The organism is Spirosoma aerophilum (assembly GCF_054782495.1).
Genome location: NZ_BAAGSJ010000046.1, coordinates 1 through 5618 on the forward strand (window position 1 = coordinate 1; position 5618 = coordinate 5618).

Here is a 5618-nt window from a genome sequence, read left to right on the forward strand (position 1 = left end):
CGGCCAGCAGTCAACCGGGTCAAGGGGCCACATTTACCATCTACCTACCGGCACAGCTCCATGCGTTTGGAGGGGATTAGTCAGTCGATTGGTTGCTTGATCTTTTTCATATGCGCCCACTTCCTAATAAGGCTCATTCTCAGATAAGGCTGGTTTTATCAACTGTCAAATAGTTTTGCACCACTAAGTGCGGTTTAACTGGACACTAAAGCTCAATCCGTCAATTACCAAACTTAAGCGACTTGCTAATCCTAGGTAGCGTCCTCTTTCTGAAACCAAATGGTAGGCAGGGTAACTGTCTCAAACCAATAGGCGCGAAGGCCCGCTACGTACCGCTTCCAGGCCTGGAAACTAAACGGTTTCTGGCTATATACCGTGGCCCCGCGCCGGTAGGCTTCCCCTCGGTCCGCCGGGTCATCACCGGATGATAGCATGATGATGGGCACCAGATGCCCCTGTGGATGCTGCCGCACCAACGATAAAAAATCGAACCCGCTCAGGCCAGTGCTTAAATTGATGTCCAACAGCATTAACCGGGGGCCCCGGCCCGTCAAATCGCCTAGATACCTAGCCGCTTGGTCATAGGTGCAGGTATGGACAAAAACCGCTTCGGGAAATGTACTAGCTGCCGCTCGGGTCAGCAGATCGGCGATGGTAGCATCTTCGTCGACCAACAGGATGGTAAAGACAGCAGACATCATCGGTGTTTTGACCGACAAACTTACAAAAAAGCACTATCTTTTAGGCCAATGAACCCGGTAAGACCACTGAGTAGTGGAGGCCGGTTCACTCACCCCGGCACGAACCGCTAGCAAACCCGGATCGCTTTAGGTTGGCCCCCTGAAAGGGGGCCACGTGCCAGTTGTCCAAAACCAGCTGAAAAACCGACAACCCGCTGACAACTTTAGTCCGTTCACATCCGTATGCGACTCACTTGAGTTGACAGCTAGCTTGTAAAATCATAGTCTCATAATTCGCTGGTTTGAATTAATATGACTTGGTACGAGAACCAGGAAGAATTACCATAGCTTCAGTAAAAAGACAAAATAAATGGCCCCTGACAAACCCAGGCCTAATGCAACGATGCCCCAACCATACTGACGACGTACTTTGTACCACATCACCCAGCTACTGATACATAAGAAGAAAAGACCTAAGGCAATACCATCCATGGACACCAGCCAGGTATAGGTAACCCACCAGTTAGGAGAGGAGGGCGTGTTGCCTCGGCCAATGCCATTGAAGGTATGTAGGGTACGGAGTTTGCCCCACACATTGAAGGTGTACTCTTTCTGGGTACAAATCCCTTGTCTAAAATCAACATGTATGCTTCGACCATGGCCGGGTACGGTGACCCGAAAATCCACACTGTCCGGGGTCATCGCCACCTCACTCACCTCGCCGGCAATGCCCAGCTGCTGCACTACATGACCAATAACCTGACTACTATCCAGATTAGGTGATACCTGAAGGTGGGTTTGGCTCGTGGTCTGGTTTCTTTCCTCCCAGAAACGGGCAAACTGCCAGGAACTATGATTCAACAGTAAACCCGAGAAAGCGAACAGCCAGATAAAAACCAGTAAGAATAGCCCGACATGGATGTGCAATTTGCGATTCCAATAAGTGGCTAAACGGGCAAAGGAAGGGGTAAGCATATTGGCACAAGAAGCGTTAGAAAATGAGGAGTAGCAAGCCCGAGAACAACAGGACGCCCAGTACGATAGCTGTCAGGCCCATAGGCCGTTCTACTTTCAAACACCACCACAGGAAAATGCCACTGACGGTAAGCCATAACAGCAAATAGACCACACCATCGGCCATCACTTTCCAAATCGTTAAGAATACGGAATTGCCCCGCAATCGGGCATTATGCTGGCCCGGCATGGCGTGTAGATAACTGGTGGCCCTTACCCACCCTTCCTCTTGGCGGGTAAGGGTTACGCTATCCGTGCGGGTATCCACGTCAATCTTCGTATGCAGTCCTGGCTTGATGACGGGGAAAGAGATATGGTTATCATTCATGGATATGAAATCAATTTCGCCCGTAATACCGAGCTTGACAATAATGGCTTTGGCGGTCAATAAGTCGGAGGTATCCCTGGGAATGCCGTCAAGTTTAGTGCGTTCAACCGGCAGAAGCCTCGAGGGCATCAGGCTGTTGAGAAGCTTTACATGATTAAATGCTAGCACGCTAACACAAAAAATGACGACAAAGGGGCTAATGAACAGGCCTGTGTATAAGTGCAGGGCCCGGATGAGGGGATAATATTTTTTCATTGACTAAGCAAATCGGGTCTACCCTCTGTACTTGGTCATACAGCCTGTCATAGCCCGTCAGGAAGCAGTGACTAAGTAGGGTTATACTGGAAGAAGAAATTCAGTGGTAAATTCTACTAGGACTCACCCGCAAAAGTCAGACCCCTAAACTAGTGGTTTTGCTTATCAAGAAACCCGCCCTATAGTATGGTAATGCGACTCAAAAACTCAGCCGTTTTCGACCAGACTCGGGTTAATCAGATTAGGCTAAGCGTTGTGCAGCCAGTGAATTCAGTGACGGGTCAGCAAGGGTCGTTCATGATTAGCTTTCTATATCCTAAACAATCTCACAAATAGCTCTGAGCATGATACGACGGAAGATTCAGTTGTTTCGCCGCCCAACTAGTGCCTTTGTGGAGCTCCAACCCGCGAGCCGGTGAAAAGGAGTATGGGCACCTCTACCGGTGTCTTAAACTGGAAGATAACCCTTGCTTCAAGCAGAAGTTCTATGCACAACGGTGTGTAATCAGCCTTCTATAGGTTGGATTGACCACTAAACAGATAGCTACCCTAAACTTGAGGAAGCCAATTCTTGATTAAAACAATAATTTAAGTTTTTTATAATTACTGTTTTACCTTTTAGTAAATATATAGTTAATATAGTATGAATATGTATAAACAAAACCTCTGCATTTATTAAATCAGTTACCTTTAAGGAAAATAGGCTCACCAGCGCCAGTCAGGCGTTCGACAGCACTCGTTTGCTCATGGCCCTATAACAGTTCTTCTAGATTGGTCAAATCAACCCCAAGATTCGATGCTCAGAACTTTATACGCCTTGGTCACCAACCTGCTAGTTATTTCAAGTGCTTGGACGCAACCCCTTCCTACGGATACTTAGCCAATTAGTAACCATGTATTACGACTTTTCAGCCCTTGACCCGCTTTCTATTCACATCGATGAGGCGGGAGACACCCACATCGTTTATGTACTGCCTAGCCCGATAAAATGGCCTTTTGAGGTATTGCGCGACCCTGGGGGGTATAGGGAGGAGTTGCATCTAGTGAAGCAGGTTCGGGTGTGCGTTACTACCTCAGCCTTCCCCGCATGTGCCCCACATACCGTCATAATACCCTATTATAGTGACGGGCAAGAATGCCCCCTGAATAGCCTTGCTGTGGCCGGTGTTGCCTCTGTCGTAAAAGCCATGCTACTGATCGGATTTATTCCCGTTTTGTGTCGGCAGTAACACACTGAGGATAAATAATATACGTTCTAGGTCGCCCCCTCCCTCACTACCTTCCCGGGGCTTAACCTCCCCCAGAAAACTGGACCAACAGGGGCCCTCTCGGTCTGGGCATGGTCGTAGCGGGGGTGGTCGATAAAAAGCTACTGAGCCCCGTATTGATCAACCGGTTGGGTAACGCTTTTCAAGTTTTCCCAGACCCATCCTGAGCTACTGATCCGCTTTGGGGAAGCGGGCGTCGAGGGGGTCATCGTTGATATCGGGAGCGAATCGAAGCCTACCGGCAATTTGAGCGGGGCCGCTACGAACAGCAAGGCTTTGGGCTGGGCCTGGCCATTACCCAAAAGCTACTCACGTTCAATAAGGGGTTCCTGGTTATCGACCGGCTTTCGATGAACCAAACGCAGCTAAGCGTCTACCTGCCTTGTACTTAAAGGTTGAGCCCATTTTGTTAAACAATTTTTGCATAAAATAGGATATTGTGAATTTTTGTTTAACTTTGAGTTAAGTATTTACCCTAAACTATTAACAAGAGACACTAGACAAAGCCTACTTCGGTGAGCAACCAAGAGGTTAAGTTAATCCATGACCATAGAATCTAGTCGGTAGTGGATAACTGGCTCATGGGAATTACGGAGTCTTACCAGAAGGATACCCCAACGGTCACCGGCATGATGCTGGCACGTCTACAGCGGTTATGGACAAAGGCCTAAGATGGGGTGGTAAACTCGAGGAAATGGCTCCGCCAAGGGATGGGTAAGGCTGCGTAACAAGCCGCCTACCAGGACTTACCGCTACTACTCTACAGGGACCCACTTTAGGGGTAACTACGGGCTGGCACAGTGGGTTGGTTTCCCGCTTTTTATTCAATGACTATGGACTACAAAAAAAGATTTATTCTGCTGGCTCCCTGGGCGGTGATCCTGTTTATTTCGTGTATGCTCTTTGTTCTAACGGTTAAAGGGCTTTGGCACCTGCTTCATTAATTCATCCCTTACAGAGGCTTGACTTGCCGGATGCCGGATCGCCTTATCTGGTGTTACCGCATCGTCGAACCGGTGGGACACACAAAGCAAACCCGTCCAGCTTGATAAAGCTTTCCCCTTCGTCATTTAAAATATTGCCCAATCGGGAAGACCAGGGAGATAATTGTATTTAGTAACCGAACATTCGGTTGACCTACCATTCGAGTTTTCGTATGTACACCCACAAACAGTTACTGACCGAACGAATCCAGGTCCTGGAAGAGCTCATTGGGCGCCTTTCCCGCGGGTTAACCGCTGCCCAGACCCAGCTAGCTCATGGCACACGCGTGCGCGCCTATCTTGGCCCAAAGCCAGCACCGGCTTAATGAATTAAAGACCTATTATCAACACCTATATGGTTCACCCAAACCCGACCTCCTTGACAGCAATATGCCTTCCCCGGCCAGCCGTGGCTTTCCTTCAGCCTGACGATCCGCGTGGACCGATTATAGCCCCTCAAACAACCCAGGCCCCCTTCAACAGTAGTGGACACCGGCACCGGTTCGGCAAAGGGGTCGCCCGAGGCCAGCACCTGCCTGGCCACCGCCTGCTGAGACTGATATTAGGGCAAGTCACCGTTGATCCACTCAATCGTCATGCTGGTCATGGGAAAGTGATTCGTTAAACCGTTTAGCCTTCGATGAACCTTATTTTTTACGCCCTGGCTGGCTTGCTGCTGGTAGCCGCCCTGACCTATCTGTATTGGCACCTTTCCTTTTCGATCCAATGCCCGAAATGTGGCAGACTTGATGAAGAACGGATTAGCCGTTCCCGCCTGGCTCGTTTCCTCTCCCGGTTTGTGGCGACCAAAGCCTATCGTTGCCGAAAGTGCTGGACTGAGTACGTGGTGATCGGCCCTTAAGGGTGGACTCTCCACCAGGTACCGTATGTATCGTCTATAAAAGGAGTGTCCCTCGGCCGATCCTCAACAAGCCGGTAAACGTTGACTGTTTTGGGCCGCTCATTCGGGCAAAAACCACGTGATCGATGAAACGTTGGTGTCTGGCAAAAACGCTCTATTGATGTTACGTTACGTTTCACTTCGCTTTAGCGAAGTGACGAATTGTCTCACTTGCCGAAAACTACCCAG

5 protein-coding genes are annotated in these 5618 nt (G+C 49.3%); 1 reads left to right on the forward strand and 4 read right to left on the reverse strand.

Annotation, left to right across the window (positions count from 1 at the left end; genetic code table 11):
• Positions 1–251: 251 nt before the first annotated feature.
• The 3 genes from ACYVK4_RS32405 to ACYVK4_RS32415 all read right to left on the reverse strand — a co-directional run bounded on the left by ACYVK4_RS32405 (position 252) and on the right by ACYVK4_RS32415 (position 2151).
• Positions 252–701, reverse strand: a complete 450-nt coding sequence (locus ACYVK4_RS32405; RefSeq protein ID WP_461131730.1) for a response regulator — start codon at positions 699–701, stop codon at positions 252–254.
• A gap of 318 nt (positions 702–1019) precedes the next feature.
• Positions 1020–1655, reverse strand: a complete 636-nt coding sequence (locus ACYVK4_RS32410; protein WP_461131731.1) for a PepSY-associated TM helix domain-containing protein — start codon at positions 1653–1655, stop codon at positions 1020–1022.
• 16 nt (positions 1656–1671) lie between these two features.
• Entirely contained in the window at positions 1672–2151 is a 480-nt protein-coding gene (locus tag ACYVK4_RS32415; protein ID WP_461131732.1) for a PepSY-associated TM helix domain-containing protein, read from the reverse strand.
• 2550 nt (positions 2152–4701) lie between these two features.
• Here ACYVK4_RS32415 and ACYVK4_RS32420 point away from each other — a divergent pair.
• Positions 4702–4854: a hypothetical protein gene (locus ACYVK4_RS32420; protein ID WP_461131733.1), complete on the forward strand. Its 153-nt coding sequence runs from the start codon at positions 4702–4704 to the stop codon at positions 4852–4854.
• Positions 4855–5090: 236 nt separating this feature from the next.
• Here the strand turns inward: ACYVK4_RS32420 and ACYVK4_RS32425 are convergent, their stop codons facing one another.
• Positions 5091–5405, reverse strand: a complete 315-nt coding sequence (locus ACYVK4_RS32425) for a hypothetical protein (RefSeq protein ID WP_461131734.1) — start codon at positions 5403–5405, stop codon at positions 5091–5093.
• Positions 5406–5618 lie beyond the last annotated feature (213 nt).

What these genes read in the sequence shown, in the direction of transcription:
- ACYVK4_RS32405 (WP_461131730.1), bottom strand. Translation starts at nt 701, where the DNA reads ATGATGTCTGCTGTCTTTACCATCCTGTTGGTCGACGAAGATGCTACC.
- ACYVK4_RS32410 (WP_461131731.1), bottom strand. Translation starts at nt 1,655, where the DNA reads ATGCTTACCCCTTCCTTTGCCCGTTTAGCCACTTATTGGAATCGCAAA.
- ACYVK4_RS32415 (WP_461131732.1), bottom strand. Translation starts at nt 2,151, where the DNA reads ATGCCCTCGAGGCTTCTGCCGGTTGAACGCACTAAACTTGACGGCATT.
- ACYVK4_RS32420 (WP_461131733.1), top strand. Translation starts at nt 4,702, where the DNA reads ATGTACACCCACAAACAGTTACTGACCGAACGAATCCAGGTCCTGGAA.